The sequence below is a fragment of the Acidovorax soli genome (genome assembly GCF_900107605.1).
GTDB classification, from domain to species: domain Bacteria; phylum Pseudomonadota; class Gammaproteobacteria; order Burkholderiales; family Burkholderiaceae_C; genus Acidovorax; species Acidovorax soli.
The window spans coordinates 117,915-139,159 of record NZ_FNQJ01000003.1; the positions used below are offsets into that span (position 1 = coordinate 117,915).

The following is a 21,245-nucleotide window of genomic DNA, read 5'->3' on the forward strand; positions in this document are numbered from 1 at the left end:
GCACGTCCATCTGAATGATTTTGACCTCCAGCACTTGTGCAACAAGTGCCAGAAGCTCCTATATCAACAGCAGATCAATCAACCGTTCAGCTGGCCCGCGCTGCTTTCGGAAGGCACCGCTTGCTGCTGCTGTTGCTGCTGCTCGGCGGGCTGGCGATCACGACCACCATCGCGGCGCTCGCCACCGCGGTCACCCCGCTCGGCCGGGGCCGGACGATCGCTGCCGCCGGCTGGACGCTCGGCCAGTGCCTTCATCGACAGCTTGACGCGGCCCTTTTCGTCGGTCTCCATGACCTTGACCTTGACGATCTGGCCTTCGGTCAGGTAGTCGCCCACGCGCTCGACGCGCTCGTGCGCAATCTGGCTGATGTGCAGCAGTCCGTCCTTGCCGGGCAGCAGGTTGATCAGCGCGCCGAAGTCCAGGATCTTGGTGACCGGGCCTTCGTAGATCTTGCCGATTTCGACTTCGGCCGTGATCTGCTCGATGCGGCGCTTGGCTTCGTCGGCCTTGGCGTTGTCGGTGGCGGCGATGGTGATGGTGCCGTCTTCCTCGATGTTGATCTGGCAGCCGGTTTCTTCGGTCAGCGCACGGATCACGGCGCCGCCCTTGCCGATCACGTCACGGATCTTCTCGGGGTTGATCTTCATGGTGTAGAGCTTGGGCGCGAAGTTGCTCACCTCGGTCTTGGCTTCGCCCATGGCTTCCTGCATCTTGCCCAGGATGTGCACACGCGCTTCCTTGGCCTGCGCCAGCGCGACCTGCATGATTTCCTTGGTGATGCCCTGGATCTTGATGTCCATCTGCAGCGCCGTGATACCGGCGGTGGTGCCTGCCACCTTGAAGTCCATGTCGCCCAGGTGATCTTCATCGCCCAGGATGTCGGTCAGCACGGCAAAGCGGTTGTCTTCCTTGATCAGGCCCATGGCGATACCGGCCACATGCGCCTTCATGGGCACGCCCGCGTCCATCATCGACAGGCAGCCGCCGCAGACCGAAGCCATCGACGAGGAGCCATTGGATTCGGTGATTTCCGACACCACGCGCATGGTGTAGGGGAACTCTTCCTTCGTTGGCAGCACCGCCACCAGCGCGCGCTTGGCCAGGCGGCCGTGGCCGATTTCGCGGCGCTTGGTGCTGCCCATGCGGCCCACTTCGCCGGTGGCGAAGGGAGGCATGTTGTAGTGCATCATGAAGCGGTCTTCATACTCGCCGGCCAGCGCGTCGATGCGCTGCGCATCGCGCTCGGTGCCCAGCGTGGTCACCACCAGCGCCTGGGTCTCGCCACGCGTGAATAGGCTGGAACCGTGGGCGCGGGGCAGCACGCTGCTGCGGATTTCGATGGGGCGCACGGTGCGCGTGTCGCGGCCATCGATGCGGGGCTCGCCCGCCAGGATCTGGCTGCGCACGATGCGCGCTTCGATGTCGAACAGCATGCCTTCGACCTTGACGCTGTCGAACACGACACCGGCTTCCTTCAGGTCGGCCATGACCACGGCATAGGCCTCGCGGCAGGCGTGCGTACGGGCCTGCTTGTTGCGGATCTGGTAGGCAGCGCGCAGCTTGCCTTCGGCCAGCTCGGTCACCTTGGCGATGAGCGATTCGTCCTTGGCGGGGGCTTTCCAGTCCCACACGGGCTTGCCGGCCTCGCGCACCAGCTCGTGAATGGCGTTGATGGCCACATTGCCTTGCTGGTGACCAAACACCACGGCACCCAGCATGACTTCTTCGGACAGTTGCTGCGCCTCGGATTCGACCATCAGCACGGCCGCTTCGGTACCGGCCACGACCAGGTCCATCTGCGAGCTCTTGCGCGCCGTCTGGCCGGGGTTGAGCACGTATTCACCGTTGATGTAACCCACGCGCGCAGCGCCGATCGGGCCATTGAAGGGGATGCCCGAGATGGCCAGCGCGGCGCTGGTGGCAATCAGGGCGGCAATGTCGGCGTCCACTTCGGGGTTCAGCGACACCGTGTGGATGACCACATGCACGTCGTTGTAGAAACCTTCGGGGAACAGCGGGCGGATCGGGCGGTCGATCAGGCGGCTGGTCAGGGTCTCGTGCTCGCTGGGCTTGGCTTCGCGCTTGAAGAAGCTGCCGGGGATCTTGCCAGCGGCGTAGGTCTTCTCGATGTAGTCCACCGTCAGCGGGAAAAAGTCCTGCCCCGCCTTGGCCACCTTGGAGGCCACCACGGTGGCCAGCACCACGGTGTCGTCGATATTCACCAGCACGGCGCCGCCGGCCTGGCGGGCGATTTCGCCCGTTTCCATGATGACGGTCTTGTCACCCCATTGGAAAGATTTGGTGACCTTGTTGAAAATGCTCATATTAAGCTCCTGTTTTAATAGCTGGCAGCGATCTGCCAGATTGGCTTGGAGAGCAATTCAGAACACGATGCCATTCCAGTGAACCTGCCTGCCACCCGCGTGGGGCAAGGCCATTGGAATGACACAGCTTCGCTCTGTTTTGCGGCTCCGAAGTAAAAAACGCCTGAGCTAGCGGACTAACCCAGGCGTTTTGGCATGCAAATCAGATTACTTGCGCAGACCCAGCTTGGCGATCAGCGCGGTGTAGCGGTCGGCATCCTTGGCCTTGAGGTAATCCAGCAGCTTGCGGCGACGGCTCACCATGCGCAGCAGGCCACGGCGACCATGGTGGTCCTTGGCGTGCGTCTTGAAGTGAGGCATCAGTTCGTTGATGCGGGCGGTGAGCAGGGCCACCTGCACTTCTGGGCTGCCCGTATCGTTGGCAGCGCGTGCATTGGCCTTGACGACTTCGGCCTTGATAGAAGATGCGATCATTGATTTTTCCTTGATGAAGACCTGCAGCAAAGCCACAGGCCAATAGTTTTTACTTGCGCCTGCGGCTGGAACGGCCATGGGCGTGCGTCTTGCACCGTGCAAAACCTGCGGATTATAACCCGAGCCAGTTTTTGAGTCGCTCCACCCCCTGCACCAGGCGCTGTGGGTCCTTGGAGGCAAAACACCAGCGCAGCCAGCCCTGGGCCTCCTCGCCAAAGGCATTGCCGGGCGCCAGGCCCAGCCCCGCCTCGGCCACCAGGCGCTTGGCCGTGGCCAGCGAATCGCCATGCCCCGGCAGGCGAAAGAACGCATACATCCCACCGCGTGCGCTGGCCACCTCCACGCCGGGCAGGGCCTGCAAAAGCGGCACCAGGGTGTCGCGGCACTGCTTCAGGTGCGCCACCACGCGCGGCGTGATCGCGTCCGCATGCTGCAGCGCCGCAATACCAGCCCGCTGGGTGAACACGCTGGCACACGAGGTATTGAACTCGACCAGCTTGCCCATGTGGTGCGTCATGGAGGGCGGCATCACCAGCCAGCCCAGGCGCCAGCCCGTCATCAAAAAACTCTTGGAAAAACTGTGCACCACCACCAGGCGGTCCTCGGGCTCGGCCAGGTCCAGGAAACTGGGGGCGCAGCCGTTGGCCGTGGGCTCGTAATACAGGCGTTCATACACCTCGTCGGCCAGGATCCAGGTGCCCGTGGTGCGGCAATGCGCCAAAATGCCTTGCTGCTCCTGCGCCGTCAGGGTCCAGCCCGTGGGGTTGTTGGGCGCGTTCACCACCAGCAATTTCGTGGCCGGCGTGATGGCGGCCAGCAATTCAGCCATGTCCAGCGCCCAGGCACCACCCGGCTGGGGGCGCAGTGAAACACAGCGCAAATCCGCCCCCATGATCAAGGGCTGCGCCGTGAGATTGGGCCACACAGGTGTGACCGCCACCACCTCATCGCCGGCGTCCACCAACGCCTGCACCGCCAGCATCAGCGCATTGACGCCACCCGACGTGATGGCAATGCGGTCGGCACCCACCGGCCGGTGCAGCCGGCTGGTATAGGCCGCCACTTCGGCGCGCAACTCTGGCAAACCCAGGTTGTGGGCATAAAACGTTTCCCCCCGCTGCAGCGAATCGATGGCTGCCTGGCGCACCACATCGGGCGTACCCTCGTCACTCTCGCCAAACCAGAAGGCCAGCACATCGCTGCGCCCCATGCCAGCGTTGGCCACTTCACGGATACGGGATTCTTCGAGGTTCAGCAGGGCGTGGCGCATGGCAGGATGGACGTGGAGAATGTCAAAGCCGCATCGTACGGGATGCCGGCCGCGAACCATCCGATCCACCCGACAGCCATGGAGCACGCATGTCCCTCAACCATTGCAACAAAGTCCCGCCAAGCCCTTGGGAAAGCGCCCTCCTGTGTGCCTGCCTGGCACTTGGCCTGATGGCCACCTCCTTGGGCGCGCAGGCAGCGTCCAAAAAGAACGCCACAGACACAGTCGCCAGCGAATCCGTCAAAAAGAAGGGCTCAGTGAAGGTGAAGCACCAGCGCAGCCCGTCGGAAGAAAGCACCGCCGAGCGCGACCGGCGCCTGTACCGTGAATGCCAGGGCCGGCCCAATGCGGGAGCATGCCTGGGATACACAAGACGCTGACAAGGCCAGGGAAGACCAGGGCGCCAACGAGACCAGCGCCCCTGCCGATCCGGCCCGATGATGCTGGAACCGTTCGCCCCCAACTCGTCGAAGGGCGCTGACCCGCTCAGCCCGAACGGTATTCGAGATTTCAAAGGGCCGAATTTAAAAACATGCGCTCAACTGCCATTCGTCCAACCACAGCAACACGGTAGCCAAAGACACAGTAAATCCATAGCATGCGCTGCAGGCCTCGCAACACCCCCATACAGGAAGTCGCCGCCATGCCGTTGAACCGCCAAACCACCCGCCGCCCCGCGCTTGCGGCAAGTGCCAAAACCAGCCGGCTCCAAGGCTTCAGCCTGGTAGAGGTGATGATCGTGCTCAGCATCGTGGCCATCCTCATGGGGCTGGCCGTTCCGGCATTTCAGGGGCTACAGGAATTGCGCCGCCTTGAAGGCCACGCCGCAGAGCTGGCCACAGACATCCAGCACATCCGCAGCGAGGCCGTGACCAAAAACCGGCAAATGCACCTGCGCTTTGGATCTGACGCGGCAGGCACCTGTTATTTATTGCACAGCGGCAACACCGGCAACTGCACCTGTACCAGCGCCGGGGCCGCGCAATGCACCGACCCCGCCAACTCGCCCGTGAAAAGCGTGGGCCTGGCTTCCAGGCAGGGCGTGCGCCTGCAGGCCAATGTCACCACCATGCTGTTCGACCCGGTTCGCGGCACCACAACCCCTGCGGGATCCATCAACCTGATCGCCGACAGCGGCAAAACCATCCGGCACGTGGTCAACATCATGGGGCGCACCAGAACCTGCTCGCCCCAGGGCAGCGTCAGCGGCTACACCACTTGCTGAAACCCGCAGCCACCCGTCAGCCAACAAGGAAACCTGATAAGCGGCCCGGCACAATCGACCAACGGCACATTCGAAACATCTTTTTCGAAACCTTACGCGACAAAATGGGGGCATGAAAACCTCTATCGCACCACAGGTACGCCGCCAATCCCCCAAGCCGAATGGATTCACGCTGATCGAACTGATGATCGTCGTGGCGGTCGTGGGCATTCTTGCAGCCGTCGCTTACCCTTCGTATGCCGAATATGTCAGAAAAAGCCGCAGGTCGGATGCCATGGCAGCTATTTCCAAAGTCCAGCAGGCTCAAGAAAGATGGCGGGCCAATAACGCCAGTTATAGCGCCGACGTTAGCTCTTCGCCCACGGGCTTGAAGTTGGTATCTGACGCCACCGTAGCGTCAAGCTACAACCTCCCCTCCGGCTACTACTCAATTGGGATCAGCGGCCAGTCGGCCACCGGATACACCGTTACAGCAACGGCTATAGGCGCCCAAACCAGTGATGCCAAGTGCACCACGCTAACTGCGACTTTGGCAAATGGCACTATTACCTATGGAAAAACTGGGACAGGTACAGTAAAAACCTGCTGGAACCAATGAAGCGCCCTATTAAAAATCCCAACGCCAAGGGATTCACACTCATTGAGTTGTTGATATCTGTGGCACTGATTGCAATCATTGCGTCTCTTGCAGCACCATCATTTACTACCATGATAGCCACGCAAAGAATCAAAGGTTTGGCAAATGAAATAATGACAGACCTATCTTTTGCAAAAATGGAGTCCGTACAGAAAAATCAATGTATTGCCGTTGATTTCAGTGCACAAGGCTACACCATAACTCAGTTGACTACATGCACCACAACGACAGGGGCAACGATTAAGACCGTCAACAACATTTCGGCCAGCAACAATTCTTTCTCCCCTTCTTCAGGCACCACCTATTTGGGAATAAAGTTTGAACCTGTCAGAACCACTGCGACCATTACCGGCACGGATCTTGTCATATCCAATACCAACGCAAGCACGCGCTCATTAAAAATAGTGGCAAACACAATGGGTCGAGCAGAAATATGCAGCCCAAGTGCAACCATCACAGGATTCAAACCATGCTAAAAAACCCGCTGAAACGCTCCAGACAGAAAGGGTTTAGTCTGGTAGAGAGCATGGTGGGCATCACGCTGGGATTATTTGTAGTGACCGGCGCTTTAGTGCTCATGTCAACTATGACAAAAAATAATCGCGATCTGATGATGGAAACCCGATTGATTCAAGACTTGCGTACCAGTTCTGATCTGGTCGCAAGAGACATCCGCCGCGCGGGATACTGGGCAAGTGCCGCAGATGGTGTTTATGTGCCACCTAGTGCAGGCAGCCCGGTGGCTGCTGCGTCCTTACCTAAAAATCCCTATCAAAATATTATTCAGGACAGTTGCGACGCTCCAACTCCTGCATCGAGTAACCCATCTACCGCCATATGCTATTACATAGACGCGAATAATTATGGTTTCAAACTAGATGCAACGGCGGGTGTTTTATATGCGTTTGTTGCAGGCACCCCCCCGCAAGCGCTAAGCGACCCCAACACCGTCAAAATTACCCAATTCAACCTGATTGCTTCACCTTTGCAAATATCGCTACCTGGCAACTGTGCAGCAGCCTCAGTTCCCAACCCACCTCAAGTGGTTGTACGCGAATTTGAAATCGAGTTGCGGGGTCACCCGCCATCAGATTCCACATTGGTTCGTGCGGTAAGAACCAAGGCAAGAGTTCGAAATGACGCAGTTAGCGGGAGTTGCAGCTAATGAATAACCACACCAACAGGCAGATTCTTTGCATGCCTGGAATAAATCAGCGCAAATATGAACGCGGAGCAGCATCTGTTGTCGTGGTTGCGTTACTTCTACTGATCATGGCCATCGTGGTTGCTTTTGCCAATCGAACCATAATTTTTGAGCAAAAAACATCGGCCAATCAGTACCGTGCCACGCTAGCCTTCGAAGCTGCCGAAGCGGGTCTTGCATGGGCCCAAGCGATGCTCAATGAACAAAAATATATTACTACAGCCTGTACAGAGGCCACAGCATCAGGCAATGAAAGATTTAAAAATCGTTATCTTAATATTCGACCAGACACCACTATAGAGTTTACATACGTTAACTCTGCCACTCCACCAGCACCCATAGCTGCTTGCATTTACAACCAAGCAGGCGGCAGCATGAATTGCAGTTGCCCTGTACGGGCAAGTCCCTACCCGAACCCACCCACGCTTTCCCCTACAAATACACCGAACACACCCAACCCCTCCGTCCCCACAGCGGGCTCAGGATATAACTTACGGTTTGATATTGCTTTCGAAAGCAACACAAGAACAGGAACCGTAAACATTATTTCTCAAGGCTGCACATTACCAGCGGGCGCTACGGCATGCGCTGGCGGCGACGCCAGTGCAACCGTCAGAGCCACCTTAGGCCAAATCTCTGGATTAGCTACTCCGCCAGCCTCACCACTTACTGCACGGGGCAATGTCAGCATTGGAAATGCCGCCCTAGGCGTCAGCAATCCAGACCCCAATACCAACGGCGTCACAATCAATTCTGGCGGCACCATTGACGCCGCAAGCGCAAGAATAACTACCGTACCAGGCACACCGCCTAAAGCGACGCTGGTAGGTAATGATGCTTCTTTGCGGGATAAAACGGAGGACGGCTTATTCTCCTCATTTTTTGGCATGAGCAAAGACGCTTACAAGAGCTTAAGCTACGTATTACCGTGTACTGCATGTACTAATACCGATTTAATTAAGGCCTACGATGCAGGCGAAAGGCAAATTTGGGTGCCAGGCTCAATGACTATCAATGCGAGCCCCACAATCGGAACATCCACAGATCCTTTTGTCATGGTTGTTGATGGTATGGTCAATATCAGCGGTGGCCCTCAAATTTCCGCCGTAATCTACTCCACCGCTGCCACCTGGGATTCAACTGGCGGCGGTAGCGCATTGTTTCGCGGCGCTATCATTTCTGAAGGTGATTACACAGGGAATGGCACACCCGACTATTATTACGACCCCGAAGTCATGAAAAATATTCGATCAAGTGCAAAATCATTTGCGCAAGTACCTGGCAGTTGGAGGGATTTTTAATGGCCAAAATAAATAAAAGCAGCCATGGCAAGCATGGCGTCACCACCCAACAGCGCGGTATCGCGCTGATTGAAGCCATGGTTGCGCTGCTGATAGTTTCTCTTGGCGCACTCGGCTTGATAGGAATGCATTTATTCCTGAACCGCAATGCCGACGTCGCCAAGCAACGCAGCGAGGCAGCCAAGCTGGCGCAGGGTGAGATGGAAAATATGCGCGTTTATAGAACTGCAACACCAAGTTCTGATGCCTTGTTTTGGACAAATGTTATTAAAACTGATGCAACCGGTGCCGAAATAAAAACCGGGACTGCCAGCAGCCCATACACCTCCAATACGGCTTATACATTGCAACGCAGCGTCCCTGCTTCAGCCCCCACCGCTGGTAATTACAGAGATGTGCAGGTGAAGGTGACATGGCCGGATCGAAGTGGCGAAAACCAAGCCCTTGTCTTCAGAAGCATAATGAATGGCGTCGATCCCGCGACAGCAGTATCGCTATCGCTTGTCCCCAACGGTTCCAATGTGCGCGACACCTTGGGCCGTAACGTGAGCATACCTATTCCATCGAAAAATCTGGGTGATGGCACGAGTGTTTTCAAACCAAAATCGGGCGATGATACTGCTATTGTTTTTGACAACACCACTGGATTGATCAAAAAAACATGCCGAATAACAAAAACAATACAAAGCGCCCAAATTACGCTTGCCGACCTAACCGATTGCACCAATAAAATCGCCTATTTATTGAGTGGTTTCATACGCTTCAAGTCCGTCGACCTGAAATCCAATTTCGTTTCAACCGATGCAAATGATCCAGTACCTACCAACACCACTTGGTCGGTTAACATGATCATGAATGATGCTACTCCATTACCGGGAAGTGCTCTCCCTACTCAAAAACACGGCTTACTATCTCTTTTATCAAAAAACTCTGCGGCCTGGACCACCACCATTTCCAACAGTCGCTATCCATCCGCCCCTAAATGTGCGGCAGAGTCGTTAAAAACCATCAAATTCACGGCCGCCGTCGACTACAGCTTTACCAACAATGGCAGCACCACCCCTACGACCAGCACCACGGTATATTTAACGATACCAGAATCAACCGCACTCACACCCACTGCCATTGCACCATATACCATATATCCAGCAGAAAAAATTATAAATACAAGCATTGTTGATTTAAGTGAGTACTATGTTGGCTACTCCTGCGTCATTGAACCGATTGATTTGGATAATGACCCTTTAACAGCAAATGCCTGGACAGGTATAACCCAGTTGTCCGTCTCAGGAACAGGCACAGCATCCAGCGCTTCTATAGGCACGACATACAAGATCTGCCGATTCAGCGCGGACTACAACCTTAGCTACAATCCATCTTTTCCATATAGTTCTAGCAATTATCCTATTTGGTACCCTGTCTCTCCGACCCCTGATGCTGCGACCAATCAAAATATCGACAGAATAAATAACGAAGAGCATCCCTATGCCTACCTCAATGTGCAAAGATCCCTTAGCAATCAGAACTTTCTTGTGATTAATGGAAGCAACAGTTGTCCATCGGGTTCCGCTGTCGAGGTGAATGGCACTGGCAGTGAGGTTTATACAGACACCACAACCGTATTGCACCAACCTTAACCGTTGAGAAGGCGCCATTTACTTGCCTGGGAGCAGCAGTCGTAACCCTGCGTGACGCGGGAAAAGCAGGCACCATCGTTGCCAAGCGGCAAAGTCCACAGCGCCTGCATTACCATCACCGCGCAATGACCACACCAGCGCACTTCACCTCCCAAGCGCTTGGGCTCGCCGCCCAGGCGCTTTTTCTTTCCAACCCCAACCCCCGCGTGGGCTGCGTGCTGGTGGCGCCCGATGGCCGGGTGATTGGCCAGGGTTTCACCCAGCAGGCCGGTGGCCCGCACGCTGAAGTGGTGGCGCTGCGCGATGCGGCGGCTGCCGGGCAGGATGTGCGGGGCGCCACGGCCTACGTCACGCTGGAACCTTGCGCCCACCAGGGCCGCACGGGGCCTTGCTGCGACGCGCTGGTGGCGGCGGGCATTGGCAAGGTGGTGGCCTCCATTGCCGACCCCAACCCCCTGGTGGCCGGCCAAGGTTTTGCGCGGCTGCGCGCTGCGGGCGTGGCGGTGGAGGTGGGGCCGGGTGCAGCCGAGTCACGCGAACTCAACATCGGGTTTTTCAGCCGCATGGTGCGGGGCACGCCCTGGGTGCGACTCAAGGCGGCGGCGTCACTCGACGGCACCACGGCATTGCACAACGGCACCAGCCAGTGGATCACCTCACCCGCTGCGCGCGCCGATGGCCATGCCTGGCGTGCGCGGGCCTGCGCCGTGCTCACCGGCATTGGCACGGTGCTGGACGACAATCCGCGCCTGGATGTGCGCGAGGTGCCAACCCCACGCCAGCCGCATGTGGTGGTGGTGGACAGCCAATTGCAAACCCCGCCGGATGCGCGCCTTTTCATGGCCGGCCGCGCTTGCTATATCTACGCAGCCACCCAAAATGATGACAAAAAGGCCGCACTGGAAGCGCGTGGCGCCACGGTGGTTTATTTACCCAACCCACAAGGCAAAGTGAGCTTGCCCGCCATGCTGCGCGACCTGGCCCGGCGCGGCGTGAACGAGCTGCATGTGGAAGCCGGCAACAAGCTCAATGGCTCGTTCGTGCGTGAAGGGCTGGTGGACGAGATGCTGGTGTACCTGGCGCCCACCTTGCTGGGACCAGGCCTGGGCATGGCCCATGTCGGTCCGTTCGATACCTTGGCGCAAGGCCTGGCCATGGATTTCACTTCGGTAGAACGGGTGGGGCCGGACATCCGCCTCGTGGCAAGAGTGCGCGGGCGCGACGCTTTTTGAGCGCAATGGCGCAGGGCCTGTGGGGCCGGCCTTTTTCACCGGCAAACCAGCTGGCTGCCCTGCCCCGGCGCCCGCACCTGCATGCCACCGATGGCGGCAGCCGCTGCAAAGCCGGCCTGGTGAAAAGTGTCGAGCACGCGCGCCAGCGCGCCGGGGCTGCAGCTCACCAGCAGGCCACCGCTGGTCTGGGGGTCGGTCAGCAGGTGGCGCTGCCATTCGGGCACGCCAGGGGCCCAGGCCACATCGGCACCATAGGCGGCCTCGTTGCGTGCCGAGGCTCCCGTGACCACGCCCTCGGCCGCAAACCGCGCCGCGGCCTCAATGACGGGCACCTGGGCCAGCTCCACCTGGGCTGAAAGCCCCGAGCCCCGGCACACCTCCAGCAGGTGGCCTGCCAGGCCGAAGCCGGTGACGTCGGTCATGGCGTGCACGCCATCCAGCGCACCCAGGGCAATGCCCACCCGGTTGAGCTGTGTGGTGTAGCGCAGCATGTCGGCGTAGCCGGCAGCATCCAGCAGGCCTTTTTTCAGTGCCGCCGAGAGAATGCCCACCCCCAGCGGCTTGCCCAGCACCAGCACATCGCCCGCATGCGCGTCGGCATTGCGGCGCACGCGCTGCGGGTGCACCAGGCCCAAACCCACCAGGCCATAGATGGGTTCGAGCACGTCGATCGAATGCCCGCCCGCGATGGGGATGCCGGCGTCGCGGCACACGGCGGCTCCGCCTTCCAGCACACGGCCAATCACTTCGGCCGGCAGCTGGGCAATGGGCATGCCCACCAGGGCCAGCGCCATGATGGGTGTGCCGCCCATGGCGTAGATGTCGGACAGCGCATTGGTGGCGGCAATGCGGCCAAAGTCATAGGGGTCGTCAACGATGGGGGTGAAGAAATCGGTGGTGGCCACCAGCGCCTGGCTATCGTTCAGGCGGTAAACGGCCGCATCGTCGCTGGTTTCGGTACCCACCAGCAGTTCGGGCGGGACGATGCCCTGCGGTGCGCGTGCCAAAATCTCCTGCAGCAGGCCCGGCGCTATCTTGCAACCGCAACCGCCGCCGTGCGAGAACTGGGTAAGACGAATGGGTTTTGAATCAACAGTCATGGTGCGCGCGATTGTGCCAGCCGGCCGCCGGCCCGCGCGGGGCAAGGGCCTGGCGCCATGAGCCACCGCGGTCCCGTGCGCGTGGCGGATCGCCATGCATTTCACACCCTGATCGATGCGCGCTCGCCCGCCGAATACGCACTCGACCACATTCCCGGCGCCATCAACTGCCCGGTGCTCGACGATGACGAGCGCCGTATCGTCGGCACCATCTACAAGCAGCAAGGCGCCTTTGAGGCGCGGCGCGTGGGCGGTGCCATGGTGGCAGCCAACCTGGCGCGGCATTTGCAAACGCAGTTTGCCGACCAGCCCGCCAGCTGGAAACCCCTGGTGTACTGCTGGCGCGGCGGCATGCGCAGCGGCTCGATGGTGACCTGGCTACGCCTGGTGGGCTGGGACGCCCAGCAGCTGGCCGGTGGCTACAAGGCGTGGCGCCGCCATGTGATAGACCGGCTGGCCGAGCTGGCGCCGCAGCTGCCCCTGCGCGTGATCTGCGGCCCCACCGGCAGCGCCAAGACGCGCGTGCTGCAGGCCCTGGCCGCGCGCGGCGCGCAGGTGCTCGATCTGGAGGCCTGCGCCCGCCACCGGGGATCGGTGCTGGGCGCCTGGCCGGGGGTGGAGCAGCCCTCGCAAACCGCCTTCGAGACCGCCCTGCTGCATGCACTGGAGCCCCTGGATCTGCAGCGCACCATCTATGTCGAGGCCGAAAGCAGCAAGATCGGCCGCCTGGCGGTGCCCCAGCCCCTGGTGCAGCGGTTGCGCGCCAGCCCCTGCATCGAGATCGCCGCCAGTGTGCCGGCGCGGCTGGATTTTCTGCTGCGCGACTACGCCAACCTGGGCGACGACCCCGCCCTGCTGGCCCACCAACTGGGTTTGCTCAAGGAGTTGCACGGCAAGCAGGTGATTGCACGCTGGCAGGACTGGGCCGCAGCAGGTGCGCTGGCGCCGCTGTTTGCCGAGCTGGTGGCCTTGCACTACGACCCGCTCTATGCCCGCTCGCAAAGCACGCACCTGCACCAGTGGGCCACGCGGCTCAGCCTGGCCAGCGACGATCTTTCTGCGGCCGGCATTGATGCCCTGGCCGAGCAGCTGCTGGCGCTGGGTTGACTTCCCCGGCACCAGGCTGTGCTACCCCCTCCACTGGCCATCAAAAAAGATCGCTTTTCGCGCTTGCCAGCAAAGCGCCATAGCCATGTTTCAACATTGTTTTTGCACTTGCCTCAAGACAATGCCCCATGATGGGGCGAACCGGCGGTGCACCTCCATGTTTTTTTTGGCGCGTTTATTGCTTAATTTTGGTGCAAGTCTGGCGCCTGCGTCCGGATTGCACCAGAACAGATCAATTCAGAGCACGAGGAAGTTATGAATGCACACCAACAGGGCGGCGATGCCTTGTTCATATTGCTGGGCGCCATCATGGTGCTGGCCATGCACGCCGGTTTTGCGTTTCTGGAGCTGGGCACCGTGCGCAAAAAGAACCAGGTCAATGCCCTGGTCAAGATCCTGGTGGATTTTTCGGTGTCCACGGTGGTGTATTTCTTGGTGGGCTACGGCGTGGCCTATGGCACGCATTTCTTGGTGGGCGCGGAGACGCTGGCCCAGCAAAACGGCTTTGCACTGGTGAAGTTCTTTTTCCTGCTCACCTTCGCGGCGGCGATTCCGGCCATTGTGTCGGGCGGCATTGCAGAGCGTGCCAAGTTCTGGCCCCAACTGCTGGCAACAGCCGCCATCGTTGGCTTTGTGTACCTGTTTTTTGAAGGTATCGCCTGGAACGAGCATTTCGGCATCCAGGCTGGCATTGCCGCCCTTACCGGCGCCGCCTTCCATGACTTTGCCGGCTCGGTGGTGGTGCACGCCGTGGGCGGCTGGATTGCCCTGCCCGCCGTTCTGCTGCTGGGGTCACGCGCCAACCGCTACCGCAAGGATGGCGCCATCTCGGCCCATCCACCCTCCAACATCCCTTTTCTGGCGCTGGGTGCGTGGGTGCTGGTGGTGGGCTGGTTTGGTTTCAATGTGATGAGCGCGCAAACGCTGGACAAGCTGTCGGGGCTGGTAGCGGTCAACTCGCTGATGGCCATGGTGGGCGGCACGCTGGCCGCGCTGGTGCTGGGCAAGAACGACCCCGGCTTCGTGCACAACGGCCCGCTGGCCGGCCTGGTGGCTGTTTGCGCGGGTTCCGACCTGATGCACCCGCTGGGTGCGCTGGTGGTGGGCGGCGTGGCCGGCAGCATCTTTGTGGTGATGTTCACCCTCACCCAGAACCGCTGGAAGATCGACGATGTGCTGGGCGTGTGGCCCTTGCACGGGCTGTGCGGCACCTGGGGCGGCATTGCCGCAGGCATTTTCGGCAGCAAGGCCTTGGGTGGGCTGGGCGGTGTCAGCCTGTGGGCGCAACTCATGGGAACGGCCATGGGCGTGCTGTGGGCGCTGCTGGGCGGTGCACTGGTGTATGGCGTGCTGAAGGCCACGCTGGGCCTGCGTTTGTCGCAGGAAGAGGAGTTCGACGGTGCCGACCTGTCGATCCACAAGATCAGCGCAACGCCGGACCGCGAAGTGAGCTGGTAAGCCTGCAGCCGCCAGGGCCCGGATGCGCCGTGCCCCGAGAGCTTGGTTTGGTGTGTTGAAACGACGGCGCCACGTCTGACATCCACCGGGCGCGCGGCCCGCTACGCTGGGGCGCACCCCGTTGGGAGTGCCCGCCACCAATTCACGCCGCTACGCCCGCCCATGACCCTCGCCCTTGTTTCCGGCTTTCTTCCCACGCTGCTGCGCCGGCACCTGCCGCCATGGTGGGCTGCCCTGCTCATTCTTGCGCTGAGTGGCTGCGCCGAACTGCCCAAGAATGTGCGGCGCCCTGTTTCCACGGCGCTCGAAGCCACCGCCGGCACCGCACTGGCCACGCTGGTGGACGAGCGCCGCGCGACGGCGAACGCACGCTTTGAATCGGGCTTTGTGCTGCTGGCCGGCCCCCAGGCGGCCTATGGCAGCCGCCTGGCCATGGTGGAAGCGGCACAGAAAACGCTGGACCTGCAGTACTACGCTATCCACGCCGACACCAGCACCGAGCGGCTGCTGCTCGGTGTGATCGCCGCCGCCCGGCGCGGCGTGCGCGTGCGCGTGCTGCTGGACGACTTTCACAGCACCGGAAAAGACGCACAGGTGATGCGCCTGGCCTTCGAGCCCAACATCGAAATGCGCATGTTCAACCCGGTGGCCGGCGCCCGCAACTCCACCGTGTGGCGCATGGTCAGCGCCCTGGGCGATTTTTCGCGGGTGCAGCAGCGCATGCACAACAAGCTCTTCATCGCCGACAACGCCATGGGCGTGGCCGGCGGGCGCAACCTGGGCGATGCCTATTTCGGCCATGACACATCGGGCAACTTTCTCGACCTCGATGTGCTGGCAGCCGGCCCCATCGTGAAGGACCTGTCGCGCAGCTTCGACAGCTACTGGAACAACGAGCGGGCTTACCCTGTGCAGTCGCTGATCACGCCCAAAGAGCTGGACGCCCTGCGCTCGTCGCCTGCCACCACCGACAAGGAGCCAGGCGCACACGCCGGGCCTGCCACGGTGCGCGCGGCCGCCTCCAGCCCGTTGGCCGCGGCGTCCACCCCGGTGGCACCCGACGCCGACGCGGCCGCCAGCCAGGCCCGGCGCAGCCGGGTCTGGGACCAGCAGCCGCTCGACTTGAAGGCCGCACGCTTTGTGTGGGCCCCCGCCGTGGTGCTGGTGGACAAGCCGGCCAAGATTCCGGCCGAGTCCTCCGCCGCCACTCAGCCGCTGGTACCCCAGCCCGCCACGCCCTCGCCGGGCGTCACGGTGGCGAAGTTGAAGGCCCAGCGGCGCAACGCCAAAGCCCCCCACCCCGACGCTGCCACCGATGCACCTGCCGACGATACCCCGGGCGCAGCGCAGAGTGCTTCGGCTGACGATCTGGCCGGCAGGGAAGACACCGTGGTGGATGGCCTGCTGCAGCTCATGGGCCAGGCCCGCAGCGACCTGCTCATCGTTTCACCCTATTTCGTGCCCGGGCCCGAGATCACCGCCGCCTTTGCCGCAGCGCGGGACCGGGGCGTGCGGGTGCGTGTGCTGACCAATTCGCTGGCGTCGAATGATGCGCCCATCGCCCATGTCGGCTATGCGCGCCACCGCAAGGCGCTGCTGGCCATGGGCGTCGAACTCTACGAGATGCACAGCGAGGCCACCGACCTGCGCCAGGCCTTCAGCGCCACGGGCGGCAGTGGCGGCAGCACCGGGTCTTCGCGCGCCATGCTCCACTCCAAGCTGCTGATCATGGACAACCGGTTGCTGGCCGTTGGCTCCATGAACCTGGACATGCGCTCGCAAAAGCACAACACCGAGATCGCGCTGCTGATCCGCAGCACCATGCTGGCACGCCAGGCCGGCACCAGCATCGAGCAGGCGCTGCGCACGGCCGCATGGCAGGTGGAGCTGCAGGCCGGCGGTGGCCTGGTCTGGCGGGCGCCGCAAGGCAGCAAGCTGCCGGACGCCACCGCCGATCCCGACACCAGCCTGCCGCTGCGGCTGATCCTGTGGCTGCTGGGGCCGCTGGCCCCCGACCATCTGCTGTAGCCCGGCCTCAAGGCTGCAAGCCAGCCACCCAGGCGGTGATGGCGCGCTGATCGGTCATGGTGCGCAGCTGCTGAAAGGCCTGCTCGGCCTGCGGGTAGCGGCGGCGCAGCAGGTTGAGCCATTGCTTGAGCCGGCCGGCCCGCTGGCGTGGCTCCAGGTCGTTGCACACCAGTTGCCAGAACGCTGCCAGCTGCGGCAGCAATGCCGGCCACTCCACCGGGTCGGTGCCGGGCTGGCCCCGGTCTGCAGCGCGGATGGCGCGGGCCAGGCCGGGGTCGGCCACCATGCCACGGCCCAGCATGAGGGCGTCGCAGCCCGACAGCGCGCGGCAGCGCTGTGCATCGGCCACGGTCCAGATCTCGCCATTGGCCACCACGGGGATGTGCACGGCCGCGCGGATGGCCGGAATCTGCTCCCAGTAAGCGGGCGGGCGGTAGCCATCGGCCTTGGTGCGCGCGTGCACCACCAGCTCGCTGGCGCCACCGGCTTGCATGGCCTGCGCACACTCGCGCGCCAGGCTCGCATCGTTGAAGCCCAGGCGCATCTTGGCCGACACCGGCAGGTGGGCCGGCACGGCGCGGCGCACGGCGGCCACCAGCGTGGCAATGCGCTCGGGCTCCTGCAGCAGCGCCGCGCCGCCGCCGTGGCGGTTGACCACCTTGGCCGGGCAGCCAAAGTTCAGGTCGATCCCCTCGGGCCCCAGCGCGGCCAGGTGGGCCGCGTTGTCGGCCATGCACGCCGGGTCGGAGCCGAGCAGCTGCGCGCGCACCGGCACGCCCGCCAGCGTGCGCCCGCCATGGCGCAGCTCGGGCAGGTAGCGCAGAAACACCTTGTCGGGCAGCACGGTGCCGGTGACGCGGATGAACTCGGACACGCAGCGGTCCACGCCGCCCACGCGGGTCAGCACATCGCGCAGCACAAAATCCAGAAGCCCCTCCATGGGGGCGAGCAGCAGGGTCATGGGACGATCCACCCGCCAGGGCGGGTCGGAGGATTTTCAGAGGAAATTGACAGTAAAACAGGCCATTGCGCCTATGCAGAAAGCGTCGATAGCTACTATAAATATAGCAAAACAACACCCCGCCGAAGGCCGCGGCAGAGCCCGCCATTGTGCGGCAGCCCGGCGCGGGGCCCGGCCGGCCATGCCGGGCTCTGGGCAGGTCATGACAGCGTCATCGCGCGCTGCTGGAATGCGTGCACTCCCCTTCCGTGATCCGCGCGCCCATGTTGCTCCAACGAACCGAAAAAGCCCGCCGTGAACTCTCGCCCGGCGTTCGCACCCTGAGCCTGCGTGAACGCTCGCTGCTGTTGCTGGCGGACGGCAGGCCCCTGGCCGAACTGCAGGCCATGTACAACGGAATCGGCGCGCAGATGGTGGAGCACCTGCTGCACGAGGGCTACCTCACCGATCTGGCCACCACCGACGCCACAGGCACTGCCGCCCCCGCGCCACCAGCGCCCCCCGAGCCGACCGAAGCCCTGCGCTCCCTGGCGGGCACGCGCATGTACCTGTTCGATCTGTCCGAGCGCCTGTTTGCCCGCCGCGACCCCGATCTGGCCCGCGCCTACCACGCGGCCCTGCGCGCAGCGCGCGACCGCCAGAGCATGCTGGAAGTGGGCGAATCCCTGATCGCCGAGGTGGCCAAGGTGGCCGGTCAGGAGCGCGCCCACGGCATCCGCGAACGCCTGGAGCAGCTGCAGCCGCCAGAACGCGCGCTGTCGGCCGCCATGAGCGACTGAGCGGGCAGCGCAGCCCCGTCACCCCATCGGTTGGGATCGATCAGGCCGCCGCCAGGCGCCACAAAGAGGTGACTTCCGCCGCGCGGGCCGCGTGCAGGGCATCGCTCGCGTCGACCGCCTTGGCGTGGCGCGGGCGCATGTCCGCGCGGCCCAGCACCTGCAGGCCGGCCGCGGCGATCCAGCCCAGCAGCTGTTCGCGCGAGCGCAAGCCCAGGTGCTCGGCCAGGTCCGACAGAATCAGCCAGCCCTCGCCGCCAGGCTCCAGGTGATCGGCCAGCCCCGCCAGAAAGCCCCGCAGCATGCGGCTGCCCTCGTCGTACACGGCATGTTCAATGGGCGAGCTGGGGCGTGCAGGCACCCACGGCGGATTGCACACCACCAGCGGTGCGCGCCCGGCAGGGAACAGGTCCACCGGCTGCAGCTCGACCTGCGGCAGCACGCCCAGGCGCTGCAGGTTGTCACGGGCACAGGCCAGCGCGCGCGGCGCGTTCTCGGTGGCCACCACGCGCTGCACGCCGCGGCGCACCAGCAGGGCCGACAGCACGCCCGTGCCCACGCCGATGTCAAAGGCCAGCGCCTTGGACGGCAGGGTTGCGGCTGCCACCAGGTCCACATATTCGCCGCGCACGGGCGAAAACACCCCGTAATGCGGATGGATACGGTTGTTCGGTGCGGCGCCCAGCGCGGGCACCTCCACGCCCTTCTTGCGCCACTCGTGCGCTCCCACCAGGCCCAGCAGCTCGCGCAGCGAGGCCACCGAGCGCTCGCCCGTGGCCGGACCCCAGGCTTCGGTGCAAGGCTGGCGCAGGTCGGGCGCACGGCGCAGCGCAATGCCGTAATCACCCTCCAGCGGGATCAGCAAGGCCGACAGCACGCGTGCGCGCTGGGCCTGCGCCTGGCGGTGCAGGTGAAACACCTCGGCCGCCGTGGCTGCCGCTATCTTCTGGGCGGCCTTGGCCGTCGCCTTGGGTGGCTTGCGGTCCACCCGCCGCATGAGGGCCTGCAGCAGCATGCGGGCGTTCTGGAAGTCGCCCTGCCACAGCAGGCCGGTGCCTTCACAGGCGAACCGATAGGCCGTGTCGGCAGGCAGCGTGTCATCGGCCACCACCACGCGGCGCGGCGCGGCCGCCCCGCTTTCGGAGCGCCAGCGGGCTTCGTGGGTCTGGCCCGAGTCGCTCCAGGAGATCATGGGATGGCCTTAGTTGATGGGGCGCTTGAGGCGCACTTCCTCGATCTTCACGCCGCCCACCACGGCCGTCTTGGCGGTGGAGAGTTCGCGCTTGAAGCCGGCCATTTCATGGAAGCGGATGGCGCGTTCGTTGCGCAGGGGCACCCACGCGGTCACGTTGGTGCAGCCTTCTTCGTGCAGGCCGTCGCGGGCAGCATCCCACAAGGCCAGGCCTACGCCCTGGTTCCAATGGGTGGGCGCCGCGTAGATGGCCCAGATTTCACCGGTGGTGGGGCGGGATTTTTCATCGCGCGAGCGGTCATAGCCGACAAAACCGACGATCTTTTCACCATCGATGGCGACCTGCACCTGGGGTTCGCAATACTCGATGGCCTCGCGCCAGTAGGCTTGGCGCTTTTCGACCGACATGGATTTCAACTGCTCGTCTGGCACCAGACCTTTGTAAGCCTCTTGGGCGGATACGGTGTGGATCTGTGCAATGGCTTTGGCATCGCGAAGCGTGGCGGGACGAACCTGGATACTGGACATGGAAAAACCGAACGAAAACAGGGAGTGGAAAAACAAAAAGGACCGGCATTGTCGCCGAAACGCTTTTTCACCCTGCACCGCCGGTTAATCCGGGGGCCTGCACAGGCCCCTGCACCCGCCCTCAGGCAAGCGCCAGCGCAGCCGCGCGCGCACCCTGCGCCAGGGCCCGCTTGTTGCGCGGACGCGGCACTTTCACGGCCGGCGGCACCCCGTTGATGGCGCCCAGGCCCAGCACCAGCGTCACACTGAGCGAGGCGTCCTCGCGTTCATCCGGTGCGTAGGGGCGATAGCTGCCGTTGCCGGGGCCATGGCTGCGCTGCACGGCATGGAACACCATGCGTGCTCCCTCGCGGCTGGTACCCAGGGGCACCACGCGCAAACGCGCGCCGTGATCGAGGGCCAGGCCCATGTGGCCGGGCCGGTTGATCAGGTCGGTGCGGATGGCGCGCCAGGTCTGCCCGTCGTCCAGCGAAAACTGCCAGGTGCCCGCCTGCGCATCCAGGTATTCAAGGACCACGCCGACCGATGGCAGCAGATGGGGGCAGTTTTCCTGGACCAGCCGGGCTACGGTGTTGCCCCCCACGCCAGCACCCGCAACCGTTGCCACGGTGCGCGGATGGGCCATGTGTGGGTGGGTTGCGGAAGCTCCGGCGGCAAAATGCAAAGCACTGGCACTCATGATGAACCTCTTTTTTGGACAACCAGGACAGGATCGGCGGTACGTTGCGGCCCAGCTGCGAGCCCTCACAACGCCTGGGACAAAGTCTAGAAAGCGCACGCCGGTGCGTCC

Annotated in this window: 20 protein-coding genes; 12 read left to right on the forward strand and 8 right to left on the reverse strand. The window is 62.5% G+C overall.

What is annotated here, in order from left to right:
* Positions 1 to 78: 78 nt before the first annotated feature.
* The 3 genes from pnp to BLW02_RS03790 form a co-directional block, all read right to left on the reverse strand.
* The gene (pnp, locus tag BLW02_RS03780; protein WP_092697101.1) at positions 79 to 2,325 is read right to left on the reverse strand and encodes a polyribonucleotide nucleotidyltransferase; all 2,247 of its coding nucleotides are present in this window, start codon (positions 2,323 to 2,325) and stop codon (positions 79 to 81) included.
* 207 nt (positions 2,326 to 2,532) lie between these two features.
* Positions 2,533 to 2,799 carry a 30S ribosomal protein S15 gene (rpsO, locus tag BLW02_RS03785; RefSeq protein ID WP_034712472.1) on the reverse strand — a complete coding sequence of 89 codons (267 nt, stop codon included), beginning with the start codon at positions 2,797 to 2,799 and terminating at the stop codon, positions 2,533 to 2,535.
* A 112-nt stretch (positions 2,800 to 2,911) separates the two neighbouring features.
* Entirely contained in the window at positions 2,912 to 4,069 is a 1,158-nt protein-coding gene (locus BLW02_RS03790; RefSeq protein ID WP_092697102.1) for a pyridoxal phosphate-dependent aminotransferase, read from the reverse strand.
* An 89-nt stretch (positions 4,070 to 4,158) separates the two neighbouring features.
* Between BLW02_RS03790 and BLW02_RS03795 the strand changes: the two genes are divergently transcribed.
* From BLW02_RS03795 to ribD, 8 genes are all read left to right on the forward strand, one after another.
* Positions 4,159 to 4,449, forward strand: coding sequence for a hypothetical protein (locus tag BLW02_RS03795; RefSeq protein ID WP_092697103.1), 291 nt, complete (start codon positions 4,159 to 4,161; stop codon positions 4,447 to 4,449).
* Positions 4,450 to 4,712: 263 nt separating this feature from the next.
* Positions 4,713 to 5,294, forward strand: a complete 582-nt coding sequence (locus tag BLW02_RS03800) for a GspH/FimT family pseudopilin (RefSeq protein ID WP_159433763.1) — start codon at positions 4,713 to 4,715, stop codon at positions 5,292 to 5,294.
* A 112-nt stretch (positions 5,295 to 5,406) separates the two neighbouring features.
* Positions 5,407 to 5,892, forward strand: coding sequence for a type IV pilin protein (locus BLW02_RS03805; protein ID WP_092697105.1), 486 nt, complete (start codon positions 5,407 to 5,409; stop codon positions 5,890 to 5,892).
* Positions 5,889 to 6,407: a GspH/FimT family pseudopilin gene (locus BLW02_RS03810; protein ID WP_092697217.1), complete on the forward strand. Its 519-nt coding sequence runs from the start codon at positions 5,889 to 5,891 to the stop codon at positions 6,405 to 6,407. Before BLW02_RS03805 ends, BLW02_RS03810 begins: the two co-directional genes overlap by 4 nt.
* Entirely contained in the window at positions 6,401 to 7,096 is a 696-nt protein-coding gene (locus BLW02_RS03815) for a PilW family protein (protein ID WP_159433764.1), read from the forward strand. Before BLW02_RS03810 ends, BLW02_RS03815 begins: the two co-directional genes overlap by 7 nt.
* Positions 7,096 to 8,436 carry a pilus assembly PilX family protein gene (locus BLW02_RS03820; RefSeq protein ID WP_092697107.1) on the forward strand — a complete coding sequence of 447 codons (1,341 nt, stop codon included), beginning with the start codon at positions 7,096 to 7,098 and terminating at the stop codon, positions 8,434 to 8,436. The genes BLW02_RS03815 and BLW02_RS03820 overlap by 1 nt, the downstream gene beginning before the upstream one ends.
* On the forward strand, positions 8,436 to 10,073 hold the full coding sequence (locus BLW02_RS19580) for a hypothetical protein (RefSeq protein WP_139285327.1): 1,638 nt from the start codon (positions 8,436 to 8,438) through the stop codon (positions 10,071 to 10,073). The genes BLW02_RS03820 and BLW02_RS19580 overlap by 1 nt, the downstream gene beginning before the upstream one ends.
* A 125-nt stretch (positions 10,074 to 10,198) precedes the next feature.
* Entirely contained in the window at positions 10,199 to 11,305 is a 1,107-nt protein-coding gene (gene ribD, locus BLW02_RS03825) for a bifunctional diaminohydroxyphosphoribosylaminopyrimidine deaminase/5-amino-6-(5-phosphoribosylamino)uracil reductase RibD (protein WP_092697108.1), read from the forward strand.
* Positions 11,306 to 11,340: 35 nt separating this feature from the next.
* On the opposite strand, the gene selD is transcribed toward ribD, so the two are convergent.
* Positions 11,341 to 12,405, reverse strand: coding sequence for a selenide, water dikinase SelD (gene selD / locus BLW02_RS03830; RefSeq protein ID WP_092697109.1), 1,065 nt, complete (start codon positions 12,403 to 12,405; stop codon positions 11,341 to 11,343).
* Between the two features lie 57 nt (positions 12,406 to 12,462).
* Here selD and mnmH point away from each other — a divergent pair, with 57 nt between their 5' ends.
* The 3 genes from mnmH (at position 12,463) to BLW02_RS03845 (ending at position 16,998) form a co-directional block, all read left to right on the forward strand.
* Positions 12,463 to 13,512: a tRNA 2-selenouridine(34) synthase MnmH gene (gene mnmH / locus BLW02_RS03835; protein WP_092697110.1), complete on the forward strand. Its 1,050-nt coding sequence runs from the start codon at positions 12,463 to 12,465 to the stop codon at positions 13,510 to 13,512.
* 255 nt (positions 13,513 to 13,767) lie between these two features.
* Entirely contained in the window at positions 13,768 to 14,970 is a 1,203-nt protein-coding gene (locus BLW02_RS03840; protein WP_092697111.1) for an ammonium transporter, read from the forward strand.
* Positions 14,971 to 15,132: 162 nt separating this feature from the next.
* Positions 15,133 to 16,998, forward strand: a complete 1,866-nt coding sequence (locus BLW02_RS03845) for a phospholipase D family protein (protein WP_092697112.1) — start codon at positions 15,133 to 15,135, stop codon at positions 16,996 to 16,998.
* A 7-nt stretch (positions 16,999 to 17,005) separates the two neighbouring features.
* Here the strand turns inward: BLW02_RS03845 and BLW02_RS03850 are convergent, their stop codons facing one another.
* Positions 17,006 to 17,959 carry a tRNA dihydrouridine synthase gene (locus BLW02_RS03850; protein ID WP_092697113.1) on the reverse strand — a complete coding sequence of 318 codons (954 nt, stop codon included), beginning with the start codon at positions 17,957 to 17,959 and terminating at the stop codon, positions 17,006 to 17,008.
* Between the two features lie 263 nt (positions 17,960 to 18,222).
* Between BLW02_RS03850 and BLW02_RS03855 the strand changes: the two genes are divergently transcribed.
* Complete coding sequence (locus BLW02_RS03855; RefSeq protein WP_092697114.1) at positions 18,223 to 18,738, forward strand: hypothetical protein; 516 nt, start codon at positions 18,223 to 18,225, stop codon at positions 18,736 to 18,738.
* A 40-nt stretch (positions 18,739 to 18,778) separates the two neighbouring features.
* Here the strand turns inward: BLW02_RS03855 and BLW02_RS03860 are convergent, their stop codons facing one another.
* The 3 genes from BLW02_RS03860 to BLW02_RS03870 all read right to left on the reverse strand — a co-directional run bounded on the left by BLW02_RS03860 (position 18,779) and on the right by BLW02_RS03870 (position 21,080).
* Entirely contained in the window at positions 18,779 to 19,927 is a 1,149-nt protein-coding gene (locus tag BLW02_RS03860) for a methyltransferase (RefSeq protein WP_092697115.1), read from the reverse strand.
* A gap of 9 nt (positions 19,928 to 19,936) precedes the next feature.
* A complete protein-coding gene (locus BLW02_RS03865) occupies positions 19,937 to 20,455 on the reverse strand; it encodes a GNAT family N-acetyltransferase (protein WP_024814453.1) in 519 nt (172 codons plus the stop codon).
* Positions 20,456 to 20,576: 121 nt separating this feature from the next.
* On the reverse strand, positions 20,577 to 21,080 hold the full coding sequence (locus tag BLW02_RS03870; protein ID WP_092697116.1) for a hypothetical protein: 504 nt from the start codon (positions 21,078 to 21,080) through the stop codon (positions 20,577 to 20,579).
* Positions 21,081 to 21,245 lie beyond the last annotated feature (165 nt).

What these genes read in the sequence shown, in the direction of transcription:
- pnp (WP_092697101.1), bottom strand. Translation starts at nt 2,325, where the DNA reads ATGAGCATTTTCAACAAGGTCACCAAATCTTTCCAATGGGGTGACAAG.
- rpsO (WP_034712472.1), bottom strand. Translation starts at nt 2,799, where the DNA reads ATGATCGCATCTTCTATCAAGGCCGAAGTCGTCAAGGCCAATGCACGC.
- BLW02_RS03790 (WP_092697102.1), bottom strand. Translation starts at nt 4,069, where the DNA reads ATGCGCCACGCCCTGCTGAACCTCGAAGAATCCCGTATCCGTGAAGTG.
- BLW02_RS03795 (WP_092697103.1), top strand. Translation starts at nt 4,159, where the DNA reads ATGTCCCTCAACCATTGCAACAAAGTCCCGCCAAGCCCTTGGGAAAGC.
- BLW02_RS03800 (WP_159433763.1), top strand. Translation starts at nt 4,713, where the DNA reads ATGCCGTTGAACCGCCAAACCACCCGCCGCCCCGCGCTTGCGGCAAGT.
- BLW02_RS03805 (WP_092697105.1), top strand. Translation starts at nt 5,407, where the DNA reads ATGAAAACCTCTATCGCACCACAGGTACGCCGCCAATCCCCCAAGCCG.
- BLW02_RS03810 (WP_092697217.1), top strand. Translation starts at nt 5,889, where the DNA reads ATGAAGCGCCCTATTAAAAATCCCAACGCCAAGGGATTCACACTCATT.
- BLW02_RS03815 (WP_159433764.1), top strand. Translation starts at nt 6,401, where the DNA reads ATGCTAAAAAACCCGCTGAAACGCTCCAGACAGAAAGGGTTTAGTCTG.
- BLW02_RS03820 (WP_092697107.1), top strand. Translation starts at nt 7,096, where the DNA reads ATGAATAACCACACCAACAGGCAGATTCTTTGCATGCCTGGAATAAAT.
- BLW02_RS19580 (WP_139285327.1), top strand. Translation starts at nt 8,436, where the DNA reads ATGGCCAAAATAAATAAAAGCAGCCATGGCAAGCATGGCGTCACCACC.
- ribD (WP_092697108.1), top strand. Translation starts at nt 10,199, where the DNA reads ATGACCACACCAGCGCACTTCACCTCCCAAGCGCTTGGGCTCGCCGCC.
- selD (WP_092697109.1), bottom strand. Translation starts at nt 12,405, where the DNA reads ATGACTGTTGATTCAAAACCCATTCGTCTTACCCAGTTCTCGCACGGC.
- mnmH (WP_092697110.1), top strand. Translation starts at nt 12,463, where the DNA reads ATGAGCCACCGCGGTCCCGTGCGCGTGGCGGATCGCCATGCATTTCAC.
- BLW02_RS03840 (WP_092697111.1), top strand. Translation starts at nt 13,768, where the DNA reads ATGAATGCACACCAACAGGGCGGCGATGCCTTGTTCATATTGCTGGGC.
- BLW02_RS03845 (WP_092697112.1), top strand. Translation starts at nt 15,133, where the DNA reads ATGACCCTCGCCCTTGTTTCCGGCTTTCTTCCCACGCTGCTGCGCCGG.
- BLW02_RS03850 (WP_092697113.1), bottom strand. Translation starts at nt 17,959, where the DNA reads ATGACCCTGCTGCTCGCCCCCATGGAGGGGCTTCTGGATTTTGTGCTG.
- BLW02_RS03855 (WP_092697114.1), top strand. Translation starts at nt 18,223, where the DNA reads ATGTTGCTCCAACGAACCGAAAAAGCCCGCCGTGAACTCTCGCCCGGC.
- BLW02_RS03860 (WP_092697115.1), bottom strand. Translation starts at nt 19,927, where the DNA reads ATGATCTCCTGGAGCGACTCGGGCCAGACCCACGAAGCCCGCTGGCGC.
- BLW02_RS03865 (WP_024814453.1), bottom strand. Translation starts at nt 20,455, where the DNA reads ATGTCCAGTATCCAGGTTCGTCCCGCCACGCTTCGCGATGCCAAAGCC.
- BLW02_RS03870 (WP_092697116.1), bottom strand. Translation starts at nt 21,080, where the DNA reads ATGGCCCATCCGCGCACCGTGGCAACGGTTGCGGGTGCTGGCGTGGGG.